This window comes from Nocardioides sp. LHD-245 (genome assembly GCF_030929495.1).
Taxonomy (GTDB): Bacteria; Actinomycetota; Actinomycetes; order Propionibacteriales; family Nocardioidaceae; genus Nocardioides.
In genome coordinates, this window is the sequence record NZ_JAVFWN010000002.1 from 412,284 (window position 1) to 433,751 (window position 21,468).

The following is a 21,468-nucleotide window of genomic DNA, read 5'->3' on the forward strand; positions in this document are numbered from 1 at the left end:
TCACCTCCTGCCGCACAGGTAGGCGATCACGCCCACCGACAGCAGCCCGCTCACCACGGCGCCACCGCCGGTCGGGGCCAGCAGCATCGGCAGGGCGGTCAGCACGGCGATGTCGAACCCGCGCAGCGCGCTTCCGTAGAGGTTCGTCGGCACGCCGCCGGCCGGCGTGGAGACGAGCGGGCGCCCGTAGTCGGGAGGCCGGCCGGTGACCCAGCGCACCCCCGCCGCCAGCCCACCGAGCCCGGACGCCGCGCCCAGCAGCGCGAGGTCGCCCACGGTCGCGTCGAGGGTCCGGCCCAGTGCGGGCGCGCTGAGCAGACCGTGCGCCAGCAGCAGGACGCCGGGGACGACGACGGCCGCGGCCCGGGTCGGGCCGAGGGGGGTCGGGAACATCCGCACCATCCCCGACGAGCGGGTCAGCACCCGCAACGCGACCAGGAAGGGCACGACGAGGACGAAGCAGACCAGCACCTCGACCAGCACGACCACCACCCGGCCGCCGACCGCCGCGACGGCGTAGGGGACCAGCAGCGAGCCGGCCAGCAGCACCAGCCGGCCCGGGTGCCGCCGCAGCCGGATCACGTCGCGCCAGGTCAGGGCCGCGAGCCCCCGCGGACCCCCGCGCCGCGGCCGGACGACGCCGCGACGGGCAGTGGCGTGCGCGACGAGGACGTCGAACATCAGCGCCAGGTCCAGCGTCGCCAGGGCGCCACCCAGGCCGGGGACCAGGACGCCGCCGGGCGCCACGTCGCGGCGACGCAGGCGCGCGGTCAGGATCCGGGCCCGGACGAGGGCCACCACCACGCCGGCCCACACGAGCAGCACCCCGGCCAGGGCCGGCACCCGGGCGCGGGAGCCGGCGGACAGGGCCGGCTCGACGGAGAACGCGATCGCGGCGAGCCCCGCCGCCACCGCGACCAGGCTGACCGGGCCGAGGAGGAGCGCCGGGTGGCGCCGGCGGCCGACCGTCTGGGCGTGCACCAGCGCCCCGACGCCGTACGCCGCCAGGCCGGCCGCGCCCGCCGTGAACAGCGCCAGCACGGGGACCTCGAACCCGGCCAGGGTGGCGGCGCCCGCCGCGACCGGGGCGACCAGGGCGGCGGCGAGCAGCACCGTCCCGCGCGCCCGGCCGCGGAGCAGCTCGCCCCGGTCGACCGGGGCGGGCAGCAGCCACCCGGCCACGCCGGGGCTCACGGCCACCGGCCCGACCATCCGTGCGAGCGACCAGAGCACCGCCAGTGCCGTGCCCACGACCAGCCAGGGCAGCAGCGAGCGGGCCGCCGCGCACTCGGCCGCGACGCAGGCCCGGTCGCCGACGTCGGACAGGTTGACCAGGACGCTGATCAGCATCGAGCCGAGCATCAGCACCGCGAACACCCCGATGTAGAGGTCCTGCAGCGCCTCGCCGACGGAGAGGGTGCGGCGGCTGCGCCGCCAGTGCCGGATGTCGGCCCAGAGCTCGCGCGACTCGGTGGTCACGGGCCCCCCACGCCGGCCAGGCGGACCACGTCGTCGGCGACCGCGTCGACCAGTCGCGGCGAGTGGCTGGCCAGCAGGATCGCCAGCCCGGCCTCCTTCTCGGCCCGCAGCCGGGTCACCAGCCACTCGAGCCCCTCCTGGTCCAGGCGCTGCTCGGGCTCGTCGAGCACGAGCAGCCGCCGGGGCCGGACGAAGGCGCTCGCCAGCGCGAGCCGGCGCCGCTGGCCCGAGGAGAGTGACGTCGGGAGCTGACCGGACTGGGCGGTGAGTCCGACCTCCTCCAGCACGTCGTCGACGACGTCGTCGGCGTCGTCGGTCCGGTGGGCGCGGGCGAACAGGTCGAGGTGCTCGACCACGGTGAGGTCGGGGAAGAAGTCGAGGTCGTCCATGACCACGGCCAGCGCGGCCCGGATCGTGGCCGAGCGCTCGTCGAGGGCCTCCCCCAGCACCGTCACCGTGCCCGCGTCGGCCTCGTCCACGCCGGTGATGCAGCGCAGCGCCGTGGACTTGCCCGCCCCGTTGGGGCCCACCAGCACGGCGGCCCGCCCCGCGGGTACGTCGAGGTCGAGGTCCGCGAGCACGCGGTGGTCACCGAACGAGCGCGTGAGCCCGCGCACCGAGAGGACTGCTTCCGTCACGGAGCCAGACTCCCAGACCGACCCTCCTCCCACCGATGGGGGACGGCGGACCGGCGGCACGTAGGCTGGGCCCCGTGATCGAGGTCGACAGACGCTAGCCGCCCCGACCGGGCGGCCTGCTCCGCGCGCACGGACGCCGTCGAGGCGAGTCCCGCGGACCGCACCTGCCCCCGGCCGGACCTGACGTCAACCCCTCATCCGGGCCGATGCCGCCTGCTCCCCCGCGGAGCCGTGCCGGCCCATCACGAACGGACCCAGTCATGTCCAGCAACGCTGTCATCACCCTGCGCGACCTCACCTTCGAGTGGCCCGACGGGACACTCGCCCTCGCCCGGCTCAACGGGTCGATCAACCCCGGCCGCACCGGGCTCGTCGGACGCAACGGCGCGGGCAAGTCCACCTTGCTGCGCCTCGTCGCCGGCCTGCTGCGCCCCACCTCCGGCCACGTCGACGTCGCCGGGGAGGTCGGCTACCTGCCGCAGACCCTCACCCTCCAGTCCGACACGACGATCGCCGGGCTGCTCGGCATCCAGTCGATCATCGACGCCATCGACGCCATCGAGCGGGGCGATCCCGACCCCCGCCACTTCGACACGATCGGCGACGACTGGGACATCGAGGCACGCTCCGACGAGCTGCTGGACCAGATCGGCTTCGGTGCCCGGGACCTCGGCCGCCGGGTGGCCGAGCTGTCCGGGGGCGAGGCGATGCTCATCGCCGTCACCGGCATGCGCCTGCGGCGCACCCCGATCACGCTGCTCGACGAGCCGACCAACAACCTCGACCGGCCGACCCGGGCGCGGCTCGCCGGGTTCGTCGACCAGTGGCCCGGCGCCCTCGTGATCGTGAGCCACGACCTCGAGCTGCTCGAGCACGTCGACCACACCGCCGAGCTGTACGACGGCGGGCTGACCACTTTCGGCGGCACCTACCGCGCCTGGCAGGCGCACCTGGAGCAGGAGCAGGCGGCCGCCCAGCAGGCCGCGCGCTCGGCCCAGCAGGCGCTGAAGGTCGAGCGGCGCCAGCGCGCCGAGGCCGAGACGAAGCTCGCGCACCGGGAACGCACCGCACGCCGGACCCAGAAGGACGGCGGCATCCCCCGCATTCTCGCGGGCAACCGGGCCAGCAAGGCCCAGAACGCCGCCGGGTCGCTGCGCGCCACCCTCGACGAGAAGGTGAGCGCGGCCCAGGCCGCCGTCGACTCCGCCGACGCCCGGCTCCGCCGCGAGGAGCACATCAGCCTGGCGCTGCCCGACCCCGCCGTGCCGCGTGGCCGACGGCTGCTCGAGCTCACCCAGGCGGACCGGACGGTCGTCGTCCAGGGCCCGGAGCGGGTCGCGCTCGTCGGCCCGAACGGCACCGGGAAGTCGACCCTGCTGCACCAGCTCGTGCACGACCTGCCGCCCGTCGCTGACGCGCCGGCGGGCCGGCTGCTGACCGATCGCGTCGGCTTCCTCCCGCAGCGCCTGGACGGACTCGACGAGGCGGCGGACGCGATGACGAACGTACGGCGCGTGGCACCCGGCGTACCCGACAGCACCATCCGCAACCAGCTCGCCCGGCTGCTCCTGCGCGGATCGAGTGTCGACCGCCCGGTCACCTCCCTCTCGGGGGGCGAGCGCTTCCGGGTGTCCCTCGCCACCCTGCTCCTCGCCCAGCCGCCGGCGGAGCTGCTGATCCTCGACGAGCCGACCAACAACCTCGACATCGCCAGTGTCGCTCAGCTGACCGAGGCGCTGTCGGGCTACCGGGGCGCCCTGCTGGTCGTGAGCCACGACCGGCCCTTCCTGGAGAGCCTGGGCCTGGACACGGTGCTGACCCTGGACGGCCAGGGCCGGCTGTCCCGGGCCGCCGAGCTCAGCTGAGCTCGGCCTCGAGCTCGTGGAAGGGGTAGTCCTTCGGGCCGAGATAGCCCTCGTCCCGGTAGCCGTCGCGGCGCGGCGTCGGGTCCGGGTCGGCGGAGTTGACGTAGTTGCTCAGGGTGCGCGGCGCCTGGCGATAGATCATGTCGACGTGCTTGACGTACTTGGCCGTCATCGCCGCGTCACCCCGGATGATGATGTTCTCCTCGTCGGAGTGCCAGCCGAGCCGGGTCCAGTTCTCGCTGCTGGACAGCACCACGTTGCCGTCGCCGCGGCCGTCGACGTTGCCCTGGACCGCCAGGCCCTTCATGTGGACGTAGCGGTCCTTGAACTTGTCGGCCTCCTCGCCGTAGATGTAGACCATCTGCTTGGCCCGCATCCCCCGCAGGATGCCGCGGATCCGGCGCTGCATCATCATGAAGACGATCTCGACGTCGCAGCCCGCGCGGTCGAGCTGACGGGCCTTCCGGGCGATCCGGGCGCCGCGCTCCTCACCCCACACCGCATTGGCGATGCGGACCTTCGTCCGCCCGTCCGGGGTGTTGGTGGCGCCGGTGCACTGCACCTTGTTGAGCACCGACAGGGCCGGATCGACGTTGCCCTTGTGGGGGGCGAACATCGTGGTGATGTTGCCGACGGTGAACCGCATCGCCGGGAAGTTCCGGTCCTGGGTGGCCTGGTCCCACATCTGCATCCAGCCGTCGTAGAGCTCCTTGTTCTCCGTGACGGTGGTCCAGTCGTTGAACTGCTGCACGGCCGCGGCGCCGGTGAAGTTGCCGGAGCCCTGCATCACGATCCAGTTCGTGGCGCCGGAGCGGCTGACCAGCATGAGCTTGGAGTGCATCGACCCGCGCTTGCCGCGGCAGGTCTGCTTGCAGGTGCGGATCCAGCTCCTCAGGCCTTCGGGGCGCTTCTTCTCCCCCCGCGCGAAGGCCCGCAGCATCATCGGGTACGACCGTGCCGGGTTGCCGCCCTGCGAGCGGGCCAGGCCACGCGACATGATGATCTGCACCGACACGCCCCGGTTGTGCGCGTCGATGAACTTGCGTGCGAGATAGGGCGAGTCGAAGTTCCAGGTGATCACCCGCACGGTGGCGCCAGCGGGCGCGTTCTTGAGCGCCTTGACGATCCGGCGGTGGATCTTGCCGCGCTTCCCGTTGCGGAAGGGGTGGTTGAACGTGATCCCCGGCTTCGCGACGTACTTGGGGTTCGGCTTCTCCGCCGTCGCGGCCGCCGGAGCCACCACGGGCTCCGGCGCGGCGGCCCGCGCCGGGACGAGGATGCCGTGCCCGGCCACGAGCACCGTCACGGCGACGAGCAGCGCCAACGCCGTCGACACCAGCCTCCGGCCTCGTCCCTGCATCGACGCGATCCCCCACCCAGTCGCCACGATCCCGCATCCCCCTACTTCGGCCGAGCTGACCAAGGGACCCTACCCAACCGACGGGGCGCGCGAACCCCGGTCGAGGCAGACACGCCGTAAGCCGCGCCGGCCTTGACCGGCGGGGACTTCCCGGAAAGGCTGGAAGTGTGCAGATCGCGGACCAGCCCGACCGGAAGCGCTTCGAGGCCGTGGTGGACGGCCAGCTGGCCGGCTGGGCAGAGTACCAGCTCACCGACGAGCTGATGGTGTTCACGCACACCGAGGTGGACCCGGCGTACGAGGGCCAGGGCGTGGGTGGTGCCCTCGCCCGGGCCGCGCTGGACGAGGTGCGCGCCCGCGGCCTCCGGGCGCTGGTGGTCTGCCCGTTCATCACCGCCTGGATCGGCCGGCACCGCGAGTACGCCGACCTGCTCTACGGCGCGCGCCCGAGCAGCGTGACCGACTGACCCTGCCGCCAGACCCGGTGACGGCACCCCTGATCGGGCCGGCCGAGGCCGGTCCCTGCCGCATCGTCCCGGCCCTGAGAGAAGAGGCCCGTGGAACCGAACCCCGTCCCCAGCATCCTCGTCGTCACCGGCATCATGGCGTCCGGCAAGTCGACGGTCGCCCAGGCGCTGGCGGAACGGCTGCCGAAGGCCGTGCATCTGCGCGGCGACGTGTTCCGCCGCATGATCGTCTCCGGCCGGGTCGAGGTGACGCCGGGCCTGCCGGCCGAGGCGATGCGTCAACTGGACCTGCGCCAGCGCCTGGCGGCAACCGTCGCGGCGGAGTACGCCGAAGGCGGCTTCACCGTGGTGTGGCAGGACGTGATCCTGGGCCCGACGCTGGGCCGGGTGGCCGGCCTGCTGCGGAGCCGCGATGCGGGAGTGGTGGTGCTGTGCCCGTCCCCCGACGTGGTGGCCGAACGCGAGGCGGGTCGCGCCAAGACCGGCTATGGCGTCTGGACGCCCGAGGATCTGGACCGGGGACTGCGGGCCGACACTCCCCGGATCGGGTTGTGGTTGGACAGTTCGGGCCTGACGGTCGACGAGACGGTCGACGCCGTCCTGGCCAGCGCCGCCGAGACGCGACAGGGGCTGGGATAGGCGGGCGGCGCGACAGCAGCTGACCTCCCGGCGGCGCGAGGTGCTCGCGTTCGTCAGACCAGGCTCGGGGCTCTCCTGCCCTAGCAGCCGTCGACGCCGAAGGCCCGGACGAACACCTCGCCGAGGAGGACGCCGGCCTCGGCGCCCGAGCACTGCCCGACCTGGACGTCCTCGAGTGCGGCGCGTGCCGTCCCGTGGATCATCGAGTACATCCAGGTCGGCGACAGGCTCGCGGTCAGCGCTCCCGCCGCGGCCTGGTCCGCGAGCCAGGCCAGCAGCGGCTCGTCCGGGCGCGGGCGCCGCAGGTCGTCGTCGGACGCCGGCGCGGCCGGCACGGCCACGGCCACGGCCCCGAACTCGACGCCGACCCGGACGATCGCGGCCGCCAGGGCGCGCAGCACCTGCGGGGTCCCACCCCCGGCCGCGACGGCCTCGCGGAACGCGGCACGCTCGGCGGCGGCGACCTTCTCGCGGATCGCCAGGATCAGTGCCTCCCGGCTCGGGAAGTGCCGGTAGAGCGTCGAGCGCCCCAGCCCCGACCGCGCGGAGATCTCCACCATGCCGGCCTCCGGGTCCTCGCTGAGGGCCGCGATCGCCGCCTCCAGCACGAGGTCCCGGTTGCGCCGGGCGTCGGCGCGCGCCTCCCCCATCGCTCCTCCTCGACCCTGTGATAGGAATGAAGTGGTACACAGTGTCCCACTTAGGAGGTCGGATGACCAGCCGCTCACGCGCGCCGCAAGCGCCCCGCCCCGATCTCGGCGACCTGTCCCCGGGCACTCCCGACCAGCTGGGCCCCCGCGCGGACCTCGAGGGACTTCGGTTCGAGGAGCCCCGCGGTGCGCTCCTCGAGATCACCGACGCCACCCTGCAGTCCTGCGTGCTGGACCGTGCCCGGTTCGAGACGGTCGACGCACAGCGGTCCTCGCTGCGCGACCTGCGCTGGGAGCGTCCGGAGGTGGTGAGTCTCCACGGCTGGCGCAGCCGGTGGCGCGACCTGGTCGTCGAGGGCGGACGGATCGGCGTCCTCGAGTCGTACACGTCCACCTGGAGCTGTGTGGCGCTGCGGGGCGTCAAGGCGAGCTACGTGAACCTGCGCGGTTCCGAGCTCGTCGACGTCACCATCGCCGACTGCCCGGTCGACGAGCTCGACCTGTCGGAGGCCACGGGGAAGCGGGTCGCCTTCCCCGGCAGCCGCATCGAGCGGCTGGTGGTGCACCGGTCGGCCGTCGGCGCCCTCGACCTGCGCGGCGCCGAGATCGGCGAGCTGATCTGGGCCGAGAGCCTCACCGGCGTCGTCCTCTCGCTCGGCCAGGCGGTGGACCTGGCGCCGGAGCTGGCCCGCCAGGCGGGCGCCCTGGTGGAGGACTGAGGCGCTCGGACGCCGCTGCGGGGCCGGAGGTCCGGCACGTCACGAGGCGCCGTGGCATGTCCCTCCGACCGAGAAAGCCGGCCGGTACGCCGTCTGACCGGCACGTCGGCGGGTAGTTCAGGTGCAGTCGATGCTCCTACGTCGGCGAGGCCCTGGTCGGGGTGGGCAAGCACCTGCCGGCCGGGGTCGCCCCTCCGCTGGCTCAGGCCCGGGCGCCGGGCTCGCCGGTCGTGTCGGGCCGGACCAGCTTCACGACGAGCCCACGCCCCGGCTCCGCTCGCGTCTCGACGACCACCAGCGAGTCGGGGAGCTCGGCCCGCAACAGGTCGGCCTGGGCGTAAGACCCCAGCTGGAGCAGGGCACTCCCGTCGGCGTGCAGGCAGCGGTCGATGACGGCGACACACGCGCGTGCCGGATCCAGACCGTCGGCACCGCCGTCGATGGCCAGCAGCGGGTCCGCCGGGAAGCAGCCGACCAGCTCGGAGCGCACCCACGGCGGGTCGGCGATGATCACGGGGAACGGCTCGGCGGCCGAGAACGACCCCAGCTCCTGGCGTCGTACCTCGACGAGCTCAGCACGCCCGGCCGCGGCCGCGTTGGCCGCCGCGTAGTCGCACGCCACCGGATCCACGTCGACGCACACGAGCCGTCGATCGGTCCCGTGGACCGCCAGGAGGCCGATGTGCGCCGCGCCGCAGCACAGCTCCAGCACCGCACCGGGCGGGGCACCGTCGAGCAGCTCGCGCGCCCAGTGCGACTGGGAGGTGGTCCACTCCCGCGGCGCGAGGACCCGGTGGTCGAAGGAGATCGACAACGGCCCGAACGCCGTCGTCAGCGGCGCGGCCTGCGCGGTCCGCGCGGCCGGGGGGCGCGTCGTCATGCGGCGCCCGGGTGCGTGCTGTTCATGACGGGGAGATACCCACGGCACCGCCGAGCAACCGAGGGCCTGGCGCACGAAGCTCCGGTGCCGGCTGCTCAACGAGGCGGCGATACCCGCCTGTCGGGCGACAGGATCGCGTGGTCGGCCGCCTTGATCGCGGCTGCGGTGCGCGAACTCACCTGCAGCTTGCCGAGGACGTGGTCCATGTGGGTGCTCACCGTGCGGCTGCTGAGATGCAGCGCCGCGGCGATCTCGGCGTTGGACAGGCCACCGGCGGCGAGCGAGAGGATCTCCACCTCCCGCCGGGTGAGGCCGAACGGGGTCGGGGCCCGCTGGAGCGTCAGCACCGTGGGATAGGTGCGATCACCGGTGGGCAGCACCTGGACGTGGGCGCTCACGCCGCGGCCGCGCTCGCGCTCGTCGAACCACGGGAACCGGGCCCGGGAGGGGACGGACCGCGACCCGTCCACGTACACCAGCAGGTCGGCCGGGGGCATCGGCCAGTGGCGGAGAGGCTGCCAGCCGCCACTCGCGTCCTGAACGGCGACCGCGTCGGCACCGGGGGCGCACTGCAGGACCAGCGCGTGGGCGTTGCGGTCCGGGGCGACGAGGGGAAGCAGGGCGGCCCCGGCCACGCCCAGGAGCGAGCGGGTGCCCTCGACGGGGGCCCGGGAGTCCTCGATGTTGACGGTCAGCATGCCGAGGTAGCCGCCGTCGTCCGAGCGCATCAGCATCGTCGCGCCCTCGCCGTAGCCGTTCGGCTCGAGCACCGTCGAGTAGAACCCCGAGCCCTTCGGGTCGAAGGGGCAGTCCTCCCAGAAGACCGGGCCGGGCTTGCTCGCGACGACCGACCACACCCGGTCGTTGCGGTACCGCTCGCTGTACAGGGATGCGAGCACCGCGGCCGAGTAGCCCCGGCTCGCGATCACGCGATGGGTGTCGTTCGCGAAGTCCCAGCGGGCCAGCTGGATGGCGGCGTACGGGATGATGTGGCGCAGCTCGTCGAACACCGCCTCGGCACGATCGGCGGCCGACGCCACGCCGGCCACGATTCCCGGAACGCGCCAGGCGGCCTCGATCGCCTGAGCTGCGGGGTATGCGCCGCCCATGTCCACCTCCGTGCGCCACCCGTACTCTACGCATCCGGAGGCGGACCTGGGCGAGGCTGCCGGTGGGGTCATGACACCCGCTGCTCCACCTCGTCGAGCCGTCGTCCCGGCCGGTCGGCGAACACCAGGTGGATGAGCAGGTAGGCCAGGGCGCCGGCGACCATGCCGACCACGGCGGTCGAGAGCTGCGGTGCGAACGCCTCCGCGAGACCCGCGCACACGCTTCCACCCGCCCAGCCGGCGAAGGCGTGGACCCGGTAGCCGGCGGAGACGATCTCGCAGCCGACCCGACGGACCACGAGCTGGTCGACGATCATCACCGCGCCCAGCGACGGCACGAGGACGCCGAGGAGCGAGAGCCAGGTGCTGAAGTGGTTCCACGCACCGGAGACCGCGATGACGATCCCGAGGATGCCGATGACGGAGGCGGTCACCCGCATGCTCCGCCGGCTCAGGCTCGCCCAGCCGACCGCGGACAGGTACAGGTTGTGCGCGCACACGCTGCCCAGGTTCAAGAACAGCAGCAGGATCGCCAGCACGGCGAGGAGACCGCCCTGGTCGGCGAACCGGCCGAAGAAGTTGGCGTCGTCGGCCGAGCCCGTGGCCGCGACGATCAGACCGCCCAGGAGCATCGAGACGGTGTTGGCGAACGGGAAGGCGCCGGCCGTGGAGATCAGCGAGTGGCGGGGCGTCTTCGCCCACCGGTTGAAGTCGCCGGTCATGGTGCCGCCGTCGACGAACAGGGCGATGACCATCGTGACGGCGAAGCCGAACGTCAGCGACCCGTCGCCACGGAACGAGCCCACCGCCGACCAGCCGGCCGACGACGTCGACTCGACGGCCGCCCACACACCGAAGACCAGGAACAGCGGGATCGACACGTACCCGATCAGGGTCAGCGCCTTGACGCCGAGCACCGTGAACCCGGTGTAGAGCAGCCCGGCGGCGACGGTGACGACGAGGACGTCGACCCCGAAGGCGTCGGCCATGCTCTCCCCAGTCAGCGCCACCTGGACGGCGAACCAGCCCACCACGATCGTCGCCATGGCCCCCGTGATGATCGTGGAGCCGTCCCTCCCGAAGGTCATCGCCGACTGGAGGCGGAAGTTCAGGCCGTGCCGGGTCGACACGATCCCGATCAGCCCGGTGTAGGCGAAGAGGACCAGGTTGCCCACCACGATGGCGAGCGCGCCCTGGGCCAGTCCGAGCGCCGCCACGATCAGCCCGCCCGAGACGGCGCAGGTGAGGATCATCGGGAAGCCCATCCACACCAGGACGTTCGACACCAGGGAGCGGCGCGCGCTGAGCGGTACGGGCGAGTTCTCGTACTCGTCGGAGAGCACGGAGTGGTCGTGGTCGGCGGGCCGGACCGTCTCGGTCGTCCGGGATGCGGGGAGGCTCATCGCCTGCTCTCCTTACGAAGGGGGGTGGGCACCGTCACGCGCGGCCAGGGTCGGGCCAGCTCGAACGCCGAGATCGCCCGGAGGACCTCGGCGTCGCCGTACCTCGGGCCGATCACCTGCAGGCCCACCGGCAGACCGCCGACGGTGCCCATCGGCACGGATGCGCTGGGGTTGCCGGTGAAGTTGGTCAGATAGGTCATGCACCAGCCGATCAGCGGGTCGACCGGCTCGCCCTCGATGCTGGACGGCCCCACGGTGTCGCCGTCGTCGCCGTTCGGCACGGGCATCGCGGCCACCGTCGGCGAGACGACGAGGTCGTACGTCGCGAACACCCGGAGCATCTCGTCGTAGACGTGGGTGCGGGTCCGCGCGTCCTCGATCTGGCTGTCGATGCCGAGCTCCGGCACCCGCCGCACACGCTCGGTCAGCTGCGCGGGCAGCGGCCCGAGCGTGTCCCACTCGTAGCCCTCGTCGAGGAGCTGACGGAACCCCTCGTAGGCACCCACCGCCGTGGTCCGGCACCAGGTCTCGGTGAGCTCGGCGTGGCTGTGCCTCCAGTCGAACGCCACCTCCTCGACCTCGGCGCCCAGCGACTCGAGGACCCGGACGGCCTCGTGGAAGGTCCGCACGATCTCGCGTTCGACGGGGAAGATGCCGAAGTCCGCGGTGACGCCGATCCGGACGCCCCGCAGCGAGCGCTCCCCCAGGCGGTCGGTGAAGCGAGGCACCGGTGCGCCGACACTCAGCGGATCCCGGACGTCGGGGCCCGCCAGCGCCGCCAGGGCCAGCGCGCAGTCCTCGGTGCTGCGCGTGATCGGGCCCTCGTACAGGAACAGCGCGTGGCCGAACGCGTTGGGGCGGTTGACGAAGGGGATCGTGCCCGCGGAGGGCTGGAAGCCGACGGCGCCGCACCAGGCCGACGGGATCCGGATCGAGCCGCCGCCGTCGGTGGCACCCGCCACCGGGACCAGACCGCCCGCGACCGCCGCCGCGCTCCCCCCAGAGGACCCGCCCGCGTTGCGGTCCAGGTCGTGCGGGTTCCGCGTGGGGCCGGTCACCGTGTTGTCCGTGGTGCCACGGAAGCCGAACACGGGGCTGTTGGTCTGGCCCACGACGATCGCGCCGGCCGCCTCCATCCGCGACGGGAACACGCTCCAGCCCGTCGCCCTGCGGCCCAGCAGCCCGGGCACCTGCCCGAGAGTCGCCGGCCAGCCGGGCCGATGGCCGAAGAGGTCCTTCATCAGCGTCGGTACGCCGGCCAGGGGGCCGACGTCCTCGCCGGCGCCGATCCGGCGCTCCAGCTCGACCGCGCGCGACGTCGCCTCGTCGTACGCGACGAAGGTGACGGCGTTGAGCAGCGGGTTGATCAGCTCGATCCGCGACAGCGTCGCATCGAGGACCTCGACGGGAGACACCTCGCGGGCGCGCACCGCGCTCGTGATCGAGGCCGCCCCCGCGTCCAGTAGTTCGTCCATTGCTTCCTCCAGACAGGGCGCGGATGCCAGCGCACTTGTGACGTGCCGCACACGCTAGGGAGGAGGGACGGGGGCTTACATCGGGTGAAATACGTAGGTCTGCCAGCGCTAGGACAGGAGTCCGAGCCGGCGCGCCTCGACGACCGCTGCCTGCCGCGTGCCGGCGTGCAGCCGGGCCATCGCGGCCCGCAGGTAGCTCTTGACCGTCGGGAGGGAGAGCCCGAGGTGCTCGGCGATCTCGGCGTTGCGCAGGCCCAGCTCCACCAGCGCGAGGACGTCGACCTGGCGCGGCGTCAGCTCGGTCTCCGGCTCCCCCGGCGGTGCGCTTTCGTCGGGGCCGGCGCGGCGGCTCTCGAGGCGGGCCGGCACCGTGCGGATCGCCTCCGCGGCGAGCAGCATGCGCAGGCGCAGGTCGACCTGGTCGCGGACGTCGAGCTCGTGGGCGACCTGCCCGGCCTGGCGTTCCAGGCAGCGGACCAGCTCGGGGCCCCGGGCAGGTGAGCGCGTCCCGGCGTACAGCAGGCCCCGCATGCGGCGGCGCACGATGATCGGCGCGACCGCGAGGGTGACGATGCCCTCGCCGAGGATCTGGTCGTCGAAGTCGTGGGTGATCTCGTCGGCGGTGGCGTAGTCGTCCACGACCAGCGGGCGCCGGACGTCCCAGCTGCGGCCGCCGAGGCCGCGCGAGGGCATCAGCACGATCGAGCTCAGCTTCCGGGTCGCCGCGCCCGCCACCGCGGTGACGCGGACCTGGCCCTGGTCGTAGAGGCCGGCGAAGGAGACGGCTCCACGGATCGCCTGGCGGACCTCGCGGCTGGCCTGCTTGATCAGGGCCATGTCGCTCGGGCGCATGAGATCCACGGACACCACTACCTACCTTCGGACGTGCCGGACGGACACTCGGGCACTTGAGCATGTGGCGCAGACCACGACGCACCCGTGATTCTCGCGGGCGCACCCCACGGAGGCAAGCAGATGTCCCACGACACCGACACCACGGCCCACCACCTTCCGGCGCTGATCCCGCCCGCGGAGCTCGCCCGGCAGGCGAACCTGCGGGCCGACGCCTACGACCGCGCGGCCGAGGACCGGCTGGGCTTCTGGGCCGAGCAGGCGGCCCGGCTGGACTGGGCCGAGCCGTTCACCGAGGTGCTGGACTGGTCGAACCCGCCCTTCGCGAAGTGGTTCGTGGGCGGGCGGCTCAATGCCGCGTACAACTGCGTCGACCGCCATGTCGCCGCCGGCGCAGGCGACCGGGTCGCCCTGCACTTCGTCGGGGAGCCCGGCGACAGCCGCGACATCACGTACGCCGAGCTCCAAGCGGAGGTGTGCCGCGCCGCCAACCTCCTCACCGAGCTCGGCGTCGAGGCCGGGGACCGGGTCGCCCTCTACCTCCCGATGATCCCCGAGGCGGTCGTCGCGATGCTGGCCTGTGCCCGCATCGGCGCCCCGCACACCGTGGTCTTCGGCGGCTTCAGCTCCGACGCGCTCGCCAGCCGGATCGCCGACTGTGCGGCCAAGGTCGTCATCACCGCCGACGGCGGGTACCGCCGCGGCACCGCCTCGCCGTTGAAGCCGGCCGTCGACGAGGCCCTGGCCAAGCTGGCCGGCGACAACCCGGTCGACCACGTGCTCGTCGTACGCCGGACCGGTCAGGACGTGCCGTTCGACGAAGCGACGGACCTGTGGTGGCACGAGGCCGTCGCCGGGTCGTCCGACGAGCACGTCCCCGAGGCGTTCGACGCCGAGCACCCGCTCTACGTCATGTACACCTCCGGCACGACCGGGAGCCCCAAGGGCATCCTGCACACCACCGGCGGCTACCTCGTCCAGACCGCCTACACGTTCTGGGGCGTCTTCGACCACAAGCCCGGCGACGTCTACTGGTGCACGGCCGACATCGGCTGGGTCACCGGGCACTCGTACCTGGTCTACGGACCGCTCGCCAACGGCGCGACCCAGGTGCTCTACGAGGGCACCCCGGACACGCCGCACCGCGGGCGGTGGTGGGAGATCATCCAGGACAAGGCCGTCACGCTCTTCTACACGGCTCCCACCGCGATCCGGACGTTCATGAAGTGGGGCGAGGAGATCCCCGCGCAGTACGACCTCTCCAGCCTGCGCGTCCTCGGCTCGGTCGGCGAGTCGATCAACCCCGAGGCCCACCGGTGGTACCACGAGCACATCGGCGGCGGTGCCGCGCCGATCGTCGACACCTGGTGGCAGACCGAGACCGGCGGCCACATGATCAGCCCGCTGCCGGGCGTCACGGCGGCCAAGCCGGGATCGGCCATGGCGCCCGTCCCCGGCATCACCGCCGACGTCGTCGACGACGCCGGCCGCTCGGTGGCTGACGGCGAGAGCGGCTACCTGGTCGTGCGCGACCCCTGGCCCTCGATGCTGCGCACGATCTGGGGCGACGACGAGCGCTACCGGGACACCTACTGGTCGCGCTGGGAGGGCATGTACTTCGCCGGCGACGGCGCGCGTCGCGACGAGGACGGCGCCATCTGGCTGCTCGGCCGCGTCGACGACGTCATGAACGTCTCCGGGCACCGGCTCTCGACCACGGAGATCGAGTCGGCCCTCGTCTCCCACCCCACGGTGGCCGAGGCGGCCGTCGTCGGCGCCGCCGACGACACCACCGGCCAGGCCGTGGTCGCCTTCGTCATCCTGCGCGACTCGGCGGACACCCCCGAGGAGGAGCTGGTGGCCGCGCTGCGGAGCCACGTCGCCCGCGAGATCGGGCCGATCGCCAAGCCGAAGCAGATCGTCGTCGTCCCCGAGCTGCCCAAGACCCGCTCCGGCAAGATCATGCGACGGCTGCTCCGCGACGTCGCCGAGCACCGCAGGGTGGGCGACGCGACCACCCTGGCCGACAGCTCGGTCATGGACCTGATCGCCGCCGGCATGGCCACGCCCACGCAGGGGGCGGACGACTGATGCGCCTGCTGATCATGGGACCGCCGGGCGCCGGCAAGGGCACCCACGCCGGCGCGCTCGCCTCTCTCGTCGGAGGTCCGCACATCTCGACCGGCGACCTCTTCCGCGACAACATCGCGCGGCGTACCGAGCTCGGCCGGCTCGCGGAGAAGTACATCTCCGCCGGCGAGTACGTCCCCGACGAGATCACCGACGACATGGTGCGCGACCGCCTCGGCCGGCCCGATGCCGCGCGGTCCTTCGTCCTCGACGGCTACCCGCGCACCGGCGCCCAGGTGGCCGCCCTCGACGCCCTGCTCGACGCCCGCGGCACCGGCGTCGACGGTGTCGTCGCGCTGACCGTCCCCGACGACGAGCTCGTCGCGCGCATCCTGCGCCGCTCGGCCGTCAGCGGGCGCAGCGACGACTCCGAGGACGTCGTCCGGCACCGGCTGGCGGTGTACGCCGACCAGACCGCCCCGCTCGTGCGGGCCTACGGCGACCGCGGCCTGCTGCACCGCGTCGACGGCACCGGTTCGATGGAGGAGGTGCGGCTCCGGGTCGAGAGCGCCGTCGCGGCGGCGGCCGGGCCGGACGCCTGAGCTGTGCCTGGTCCGGAGAGCCGGCTCGGCTCCGGGACGTCCATGGTCCGCACCCGCCGGGCCGAGCAGACAGCCGGACGGGGACCGGGGCCTGAGCCCCGATCCCCGTCCTCGTCATCGATCAGTCCAGCGCACCCCGGCGCCGTCCGGTCACCAGGAACGCGACCCCGCCCAGGATCAGCACCAGGGCGGCGATGATCAGGCCAATGCCGATCGGCGAGCCGGTGCCGGGCAGGCCAGCGGAGCTGCTGACTCCGGCGACACCGCCGCCGTTACGCTCGCCGGCGCTCGCGCCGTCGACGTCCCCGGTCGGGACGACCCCCGCGTCCCAGGTGGGGTCGATGCCCTCGCTGGCACCGACGGTCCGGTCGTAGGACCGCACCAACGCGGTGTTGCTGTCGTCGAGCACGATCGGACCGGTCGTACCACGCACCCGGTGGGCGTCGGAGTCCCGCGCGTCATCACTGCCGGCGTCACGGCGGGTGAACGCGTACTTCTTCGCCTGCTGCTTCGTCAGCGTGAACCGGACCTGGTAGGTACCGGCCGGCAGGTCGTCGAACAGGTAGCGGCCCGCCGCGTCGGTGAGCATCGAGGCGACCACCCCGCCGGTGCGGACGTCCAGGAGCTCGACCTGTACGCCGGCCAGCGGCTTCTCGCCCCCGCCCTGGCGACCGTCGCCGTTCTCGTCGATCCAGACGACGTCGCCGATCGCGTAGCTCTTCAGCACGAAACCGAAGTCCAGCGTCGGGTCGCGATCCCCGTCCTCGCCCAGCCCACCGGTCAGCGACGTGGCCTCCCACAGGTCCGAGTCGCCCTCGCGGTCCCCGACCTTGGCCGGTGCGGGGGTGTAGGGCGCCAGCGCCTTCGCCGAGGCGGTGCGGTCGATCTGCACACGGTAGGTGTCCGATCCGGTCAGGGCCGGCAGATCGTCGAACGAGTAGCGCCCCTCCGCGTCGGTCGTCCGCGGCCCGACCGGCTGGCCGAACACGTCCGTCACGGGCCGGCCGTCCGGACCGACCAGGACCAGCACGACGCCCGGGATGCCGGGCTCGCCGGCGTCCTGACGGCCGTCACGGTCCTGATCGAGCCAGACCAGGTCGCCGACCGAGACCCGCTTGAGCACCACGCCCGCGTCCCAGGTCGGGTCCACGCCCTGCGTGGCCTCGAAGGGCTGGTCGGCATAGCTGCGGCTGAGGGCGGTGTTGGTGTCGCCGAGCCGGAACGAGGCCGTCAGACCCTCGGCAGGATCGGCCTGCACCTGGGCGTCGGAGTCCCTCACGTCGTCACCCGCCTCGGTGGCGGTGAACTGGTAGCGCGCGGCCTGGTCGGACGTCAGCGTGAAGCGGACCCGATAGTCGCCCTCTCCCAGCTCGTCGAACAGGTAGCGGCCCTGGGCGTCGGTCGTCGTGGCCCCGACCACGTCGCCGTGCACGTCCCTGACCGGATCGCCGTCGGCGTCGGTCAGCTCCACGCGTACGCCGGCCAGGGGCCCCTCGTCGGTGTCCTGGATCCCGTCGCGGTCCCGGTCGATCCAGACCACGTCACCCACGGCGTACGACTTGAGCATGAACCCGAAGTCCAGCGTCGGGTCGTGCGCACCGTCGTCCTGCAGCTCGCCCGGAAGGGTCGAGACCTCGCCGGTGGAGGAGTCGCCGGCACGGTCGCCACGGCCGGCGGGGGCCGGCACATACGGCTCGAGCACCTCGAGGGTCTGCGGGTCGTCGGCCACGATCCGCACCGTGTAGGTCTCCGTCCCGGTCAGCGCCGGAAGCCGCTCGAAGAGGTACTCGCCGTCAGGGCCGGTCCGGACCGGCGCCACAGGCTGGTCGTCGATGTCGGTCACCGGCCGGCCGTCGGGGCCGACCAGCTCCAGCAGCACGCCGGGGATGCCCGGCTCGCCCGTGGTCTGGCGTCCGTCGCGGTTCTCGTCGAGCCACACGAAGTCGCCCACCGACACGGCCTTGGGCCGCGTGTGCGCCCGCCACGGGTCGTCGTCGGTGACCTTCTCCCGCGAGTGGATGCCGATCCCGGTGACGCTCGCCCGGTCGACGTGGCTCTGGGCGAAGCCGTCCAGGGTGAGCGTGCCGGTGCACTCGAACTTCGCACCCGGCTGGAACGGACCGGACCACTGAGTGCCCGGCGTCGCGCCACCGGGGAACGCGCAGGCCAGGTCCTGCACGACACCGGCGCCGGAGACCAGCTCGTCGGAGACCTCGATGTCCGTCAGGGGCTCCCCGCCGTCGTTCGAGATCGTGAACCGGATCTGCTGAGCCTCGTCGATGGTCAGCTCCTTGCCGGGGCCGGCCGCGTCGAAGTCGCCGTAGAAGCCGTCGTTGACGAGCGCCCCGGCCGCGTCGTAGAGCGGACCGGAGGACGTCGGCTCGACGGTCCACTTCTCGATGTCGATGCTCGGCGGGTCGCCGGGCTCGATGGTGGCGTGGCTGTCGTCGATGATGTTGACGATCGGCTCGGTGACGTCGGAGGGGTCGTTCACCCTGACGACGAGGTACGCCGCGATCGGCTGGCTGGCGTCGAGCACCGTGCCCGTCTTCTGGCGCAGGGTCACCGTGCGCCCGGCCGCGTCGTAGACGGCTTGGAGGTTGCCACCGATGTCACGCGGCCCGGTGACGGCACCCGCGCCGGTGGCGGCGTCGGCCTCGTCGACGAAGCCGACGAAGCTCACTCCGGCCGGCAGCTTGTCCACGACGGGGCTGATCACCACGCCGTTGAAGTTGCCGTGCGGCAGGAACTCGACCCGGTAGGTGTAGAGGTCCCGGATCAAGGTGCCGTCGGCGTCGACGTAGGCCTTGAGGGTCGGCACCCACTCCTCGTCCCACGGGTCGAAGACCCGCTTGCGGACCTCCGCCTCGTCGCCGTACGACGTGGACTCGGTCGTGTGCTCGGACCAGTAGTGCGTCTTCTCGTCCTCGCCGTGGAGAACGGCCCGGTTGCGGATCTCCAGGGTCTCCTTGACCGGCGGCGGACCGGCCGCTCCGATCGGGCGCGTGGTCAGGTCGATGACGACGCGCCACTCCTTGTCCGTGCCCCGGGCCCGGACGAGCGCCTTGCCCGCGTCGCTGAGCTCGATCTTCAGGTCGCTGCCGATCTTGGTGACCACGAGGTGCGAGGCGTCGAGGTTCTGGCCGTCGTACTTGCTGCCGCCGCTGCCGTCACCGGGGACGATCACGTCGGACAGGGTGCCGGGCAGCACGAAGAGGTCGGGGTCGACGGCGTCGACGATGTGGCTCTTGGTGGCGTCGATCCCCTTGCCGCCGGCGAGGCGGAAGGTGTAGCGGACCGTGGTGGACTCACCCGGCTCGACCTCGGTGCTGCTGGCGAGACCCGACTTGGCGAAGACGGTCTCGTCGTTGTAGCCGTCCGTGCCGTCGGGGAGCTCGACGATCGTCACGTCGACCTGGCGCGAGGCCGGGCTGCCGGTGGTGTAGTCGAAGGTGGCCGTGTTGCGCAGCCGGTACGCCGTCGCGCCGGCGATCGTGGTCGAGCCGGCCTTGGTCAGCCCGGTCACGCTGTTGACCAGCACCTTGGCGCGGATGTCGACGTTCGTGGCGTCGTCCTTGCCCACGTTGATCAGCAGGACCTGCCCGCTGACGCAGTACCTGCCGACGAAGGCGTCGCCGCGGAAGTCCGCGGCCGTGGTGCCCGGGCAGGTGCCAGCGTCGCTCAGCGTGAGGCCGCCGGCGCCGCCGGAGCCGCGCCCGACGGTGGTGAGGAAGCCCGGGTCGCCGGTCTTCCACGTGGCCTGGGTGGGCAGCTCGTCGCGGATGACGACGTTCTGGCCGAGGACGCGGTTCGGGTTCGCGCCGTCGTTGTCCCACCTCGTCAGGTCAGCGCGCAGGGTGTAGGTGAGGTCCTCCGGCGGAGTGAGGTCACCGTCGGCGTCGGTCTCGACGTTGCGCGAGGACCAGCTCGCGCTCTTGGCGAAGGCAGCGTTCAGGTCCGGCCCCGGGTTCGGGTCGGCCACGGTGCCCCGCAGGCGCAGGTGGGCGGTCCGCTCGATGCTGCCGCCGAACCTCGCGGTGTTGTTGAGCTCGATCTGGAAGGTGCCGTGGCCGGCGCCGGCCGCCAGGGCGTCGTACTTCGCCTGGAGTGCGGTCTGCAGGGCGAGACGCGCGGCCTCGTCGGGAACGCGGACCTTGTACTCGACGCTGAGCAGCGACGGCGCGGGGAGGTCGACCCTGGTGGAGAACGAGTCCCCGTTCAGCGTGGGAGCGAAGGGGAAGGGGTCCTGGACCGTGCGGTTGAGCAGGTCGTCGTCCCAGGAGGTCAGCTTGGCCGCGAACGAGCCGGGAACGTACGCGAGGCCGGACGGCAGCGTGTCGGCGATCTCCCAGTCGGTGCGCGCCGGGCCCGCGTTGGGCGTGTCGACCTCGAGCCGGTAGGTCAGCGTGTCGTCGAGGATCGCCGGGGAGACCGCGACGACGCCGTCGGTGACCGTGACCCGGTTGTTGGGCCAGACCAGGGGGTTGCCGCTGGGACGGTCGGAGCCGTTGAGCTTCTTGGCGTACCGCTCGCTCGTCACGTTCGCCGGCTGGTCGCCGTTGTTGACGATGACGACGGGCACCGAGCTCTGGTCGCCGTCGATCTTCCAGGTGATCGGCTCCTTGGTGCTGTGCTCGACCGAGTCGACCGTCAGGTCGATGTCGAAGACCCCCTGGTTGACCGTCGTGGGCCACGGGTCCTTGAAGGTGATGACGACCTTGTTGCCCGTCTGGGTGATCGACTCGATCGCCTCGTTGCCGCTCGGCTTCGACACCTCGACGTTCGGGCCGAACTCGAACTCCACCGACGTGCCGGCACCGACGCCGCGGTCGTACTGCACGCGCAGCTTGAGCTTGTCGCCTTCCGCGAGCACCGTGCCCGGCGCGACCGGCTGGCCGTTCTTGAGCAGGCTGCTGGTGATGCCGGGCACGGCCGCGCCGGCGGACGGGCTGATGCCGGCCACCGTCAGGATGGCGAGCAGCAGCGCGATCGTCATCGAGAGCACGGGTCGGACATGCGAACTGTTTTCCGGCGCGCCAATAGACGCCGGGTTGGAGCTGGTCACTGAGATTCCCTCCGTATGCGGACCAATCGCGAGCAGCACCCGGAACCGCTCCATGACATCGGCCCCTCCCTAGGGCCGGTCAATGCCGCTACTTTGATCTCCGCACCAGCTCGGCGGCAACTCCGCGGACGCCTGGACGAGGATGACCTTTCGCACTGTCTTTTCGCGTCAGATCGCGCCGTCCGGAACGTCTAG

General features: G+C 72.6%; 16 protein-coding genes. 6 read left to right on the plus strand and 10 right to left on the minus strand.

The genetic code is table 11. The features are described 5' to 3' along the window. A complete protein-coding gene (locus RB608_RS04590; RefSeq protein WP_308086625.1) occupies window positions 1-1,479 on the minus strand; it encodes a DUF6297 family protein in 1,479 nt (492 codons plus the stop codon). Further along, the gene (locus RB608_RS04595; RefSeq protein ID WP_308086626.1) at window positions 1,476-2,117 is read right to left on the minus strand and encodes an ABC transporter ATP-binding protein; all 642 of its coding nucleotides are present in this window, start codon (window positions 2,115-2,117) and stop codon (window positions 1,476-1,478) included. The genes RB608_RS04590 and RB608_RS04595 overlap by 4 nt, the downstream gene beginning before the upstream one ends. 260 nt (window positions 2,118-2,377) lie before the next feature. On the opposite strand from RB608_RS04595, the gene RB608_RS04600 reads away from it, so the two are divergent. Further along, a complete protein-coding gene (locus RB608_RS04600) occupies window positions 2,378-3,982 on the plus strand; it encodes an ATP-binding cassette domain-containing protein (RefSeq protein WP_308086627.1) in 1,605 nt (534 codons plus the stop codon). Here the strand turns inward: RB608_RS04600 and RB608_RS04605 are convergent. Beyond that, window positions 3,975-5,342: a phospholipase D-like domain-containing protein gene (locus RB608_RS04605; protein WP_308086628.1), complete on the minus strand. Its 1,368-nt coding sequence runs from the start codon at window positions 5,340-5,342 to the stop codon at window positions 3,975-3,977. The genes RB608_RS04600 and RB608_RS04605 overlap by 8 nt on opposite strands. Before the next feature lie 167 nt (window positions 5,343-5,509). Here RB608_RS04605 and RB608_RS04610 point away from each other — a divergent pair, with 167 nt between their 5' ends. Both RB608_RS04610 and RB608_RS04615 read left to right on the plus strand, forming a co-directional pair. Next, window positions 5,510-5,809, plus strand: a complete 300-nt coding sequence (locus tag RB608_RS04610) for a GNAT family N-acetyltransferase (RefSeq protein WP_308086629.1) — start codon at window positions 5,510-5,512, stop codon at window positions 5,807-5,809. 90 nt (window positions 5,810-5,899) lie between these two features. After that, window positions 5,900-6,448, plus strand: coding sequence for an AAA family ATPase (locus RB608_RS04615; RefSeq protein WP_308086630.1), 549 nt, complete (start codon window positions 5,900-5,902; stop codon window positions 6,446-6,448). Window positions 6,449-6,528: 80 nt separating this feature from the next. On the opposite strand, the gene RB608_RS04620 is transcribed toward RB608_RS04615, so the two are convergent. Next, complete coding sequence (locus tag RB608_RS04620; RefSeq protein WP_308086631.1) at window positions 6,529-7,098, minus strand: helix-turn-helix domain-containing protein; 570 nt, start codon at window positions 7,096-7,098, stop codon at window positions 6,529-6,531. A gap of 62 nt (window positions 7,099-7,160) precedes the next feature. On the opposite strand from RB608_RS04620, the gene RB608_RS04625 reads away from it, so the two are divergent. Then, complete coding sequence (locus tag RB608_RS04625; protein WP_308086632.1) at window positions 7,161-7,817, plus strand: hypothetical protein; 657 nt, start codon at window positions 7,161-7,163, stop codon at window positions 7,815-7,817. A 202-nt stretch (window positions 7,818-8,019) separates the two neighbouring features. Here the strand turns inward: RB608_RS04625 and RB608_RS04630 are convergent, their stop codons facing one another. The 5 genes from RB608_RS04630 to RB608_RS04650 form a co-directional block, all read right to left on the minus strand. Beyond that, window positions 8,020-8,697, minus strand: a complete 678-nt coding sequence (locus RB608_RS04630; RefSeq protein ID WP_308086633.1) for a methyltransferase — start codon at window positions 8,695-8,697, stop codon at window positions 8,020-8,022. A 95-nt stretch (window positions 8,698-8,792) separates the two neighbouring features. Then, a complete protein-coding gene (locus RB608_RS04635; protein ID WP_308086634.1) occupies window positions 8,793-9,806 on the minus strand; it encodes a helix-turn-helix transcriptional regulator in 1,014 nt (337 codons plus the stop codon). Between the two features lie 68 nt (window positions 9,807-9,874). Next, entirely contained in the window at window positions 9,875-11,209 is a 1,335-nt protein-coding gene (locus tag RB608_RS04640; protein ID WP_308086635.1) for a cytosine permease, read from the minus strand. Further along, window positions 11,206-12,684 carry an amidase gene (locus RB608_RS04645; RefSeq protein WP_308086636.1) on the minus strand — a complete coding sequence of 493 codons (1,479 nt, stop codon included), beginning with the start codon at window positions 12,682-12,684 and terminating at the stop codon, window positions 11,206-11,208. The genes RB608_RS04640 and RB608_RS04645 overlap by 4 nt, the downstream gene beginning before the upstream one ends. A gap of 108 nt (window positions 12,685-12,792) precedes the next feature. Then, window positions 12,793-13,551: a LuxR C-terminal-related transcriptional regulator gene (locus RB608_RS04650; RefSeq protein ID WP_308086637.1), complete on the minus strand. Its 759-nt coding sequence runs from the start codon at window positions 13,549-13,551 to the stop codon at window positions 12,793-12,795. 108 nt (window positions 13,552-13,659) lie between these two features. Between RB608_RS04650 and acs the strand changes: the two genes are divergently transcribed. Together acs and RB608_RS04660 are read left to right on the plus strand one after the other, a co-directional pair. Beyond that, window positions 13,660-15,627 (plus strand): acetate--CoA ligase, encoded by a 1,968-nt coding sequence (gene acs, locus RB608_RS04655; protein ID WP_308086638.1) that lies wholly within the window; start codon window positions 13,660-13,662, stop codon window positions 15,625-15,627. Continuing rightward, window positions 15,627-16,208, plus strand: a complete 582-nt coding sequence (locus tag RB608_RS04660; RefSeq protein WP_308086639.1) for an adenylate kinase — start codon at window positions 15,627-15,629, stop codon at window positions 16,206-16,208. The genes acs and RB608_RS04660 overlap by 1 nt, the downstream gene beginning before the upstream one ends. A 121-nt stretch (window positions 16,209-16,329) precedes the next feature. On the opposite strand, the gene RB608_RS04665 is transcribed toward RB608_RS04660, so the two are convergent. Then, window positions 16,330-21,204, minus strand: coding sequence for an SdrD B-like domain-containing protein (locus tag RB608_RS04665; protein WP_308086640.1), 4,875 nt, complete (start codon window positions 21,202-21,204; stop codon window positions 16,330-16,332). Between the last annotated feature and the right edge of the window lie 264 nt (window positions 21,205-21,468).

What these genes read in the sequence shown, in the direction of transcription:
- RB608_RS04600 (WP_308086627.1), top strand. Translation starts at nt 2,378, where the DNA reads ATGTCCAGCAACGCTGTCATCACCCTGCGCGACCTCACCTTCGAGTGG.
- RB608_RS04605 (WP_308086628.1), bottom strand. Translation starts at nt 5,342, where the DNA reads ATGCAGGGACGAGGCCGGAGGCTGGTGTCGACGGCGTTGGCGCTGCTC.
- RB608_RS04620 (WP_308086631.1), bottom strand. Translation starts at nt 7,098, where the DNA reads ATGGGGGAGGCGCGCGCCGACGCCCGGCGCAACCGGGACCTCGTGCTG.
- RB608_RS04625 (WP_308086632.1), top strand. Translation starts at nt 7,161, where the DNA reads ATGACCAGCCGCTCACGCGCGCCGCAAGCGCCCCGCCCCGATCTCGGC.
- RB608_RS04630 (WP_308086633.1), bottom strand. Translation starts at nt 8,697, where the DNA reads ATGACGACGCGCCCCCCGGCCGCGCGGACCGCGCAGGCCGCGCCGCTG.
- RB608_RS04635 (WP_308086634.1), bottom strand. Translation starts at nt 9,806, where the DNA reads ATGGGCGGCGCATACCCCGCAGCTCAGGCGATCGAGGCCGCCTGGCGC.
- RB608_RS04640 (WP_308086635.1), bottom strand. Translation starts at nt 11,209, where the DNA reads ATGAGCCTCCCCGCATCCCGGACGACCGAGACGGTCCGGCCCGCCGAC.
- RB608_RS04645 (WP_308086636.1), bottom strand. Translation starts at nt 12,684, where the DNA reads ATGGACGAACTACTGGACGCGGGGGCGGCCTCGATCACGAGCGCGGTG.
- acs (WP_308086638.1), top strand. Translation starts at nt 13,660, where the DNA reads ATGTCCCACGACACCGACACCACGGCCCACCACCTTCCGGCGCTGATC.
- RB608_RS04660 (WP_308086639.1), top strand. Translation starts at nt 15,627, where the DNA reads ATGCGCCTGCTGATCATGGGACCGCCGGGCGCCGGCAAGGGCACCCAC.
- RB608_RS04665 (WP_308086640.1), bottom strand. Translation starts at nt 21,204, where the DNA reads ATGACGATCGCGCTGCTGCTCGCCATCCTGACGGTGGCCGGCATCAGC.